The 340-nt window shown below is 47.9% G+C and carries 1 pseudogene; it reads right to left on the bottom strand.

Features of this window, described 5'->3' with window-relative positions:
* Positions 1-130: 130 nt before the first annotated feature.
* Positions 131-256: pseudogene (locus tag ACXAF9_RS18205) on the bottom strand (integrase core domain-containing protein); the annotation flags it as partial.
* Positions 257-340: the final 84 nt, after the last annotated feature.

The raw sequence follows: 340 nt of genomic DNA on the forward strand, positions 1-340 counted from the left end.
GGCTTCTTGGGTCGCGTGGTCCGGGATCTGGAGCGCCAAGTTAAGGCATTAGGCATCCGATTGAGTGAAGTTGAACGTTCGCACGTGCTTCGGTAATCCTCCCATTTTTAGCCGGCGCTAAAAGTAGAAGTTAAGCTGCTTTCATCGGCGGCCTGCCGCCATTGGCTTTGTGTGGCCGTTCATGATTGTAAAACCATAGCCACTGCGTTGCATAATCCTGAACCTCTTCCAAGGTTTCGAACAGATGCTTACTTAGTCGGGCCTGAAAAATACGTAACCGTATGATTTATAGTGGTTTATAATGCGGTTCGAATATGGAAAACCCGCTTTTTTTGCCCTT

Source organism: Neptunomonas sp. ABH4_499 (assembly GCF_056160565.1).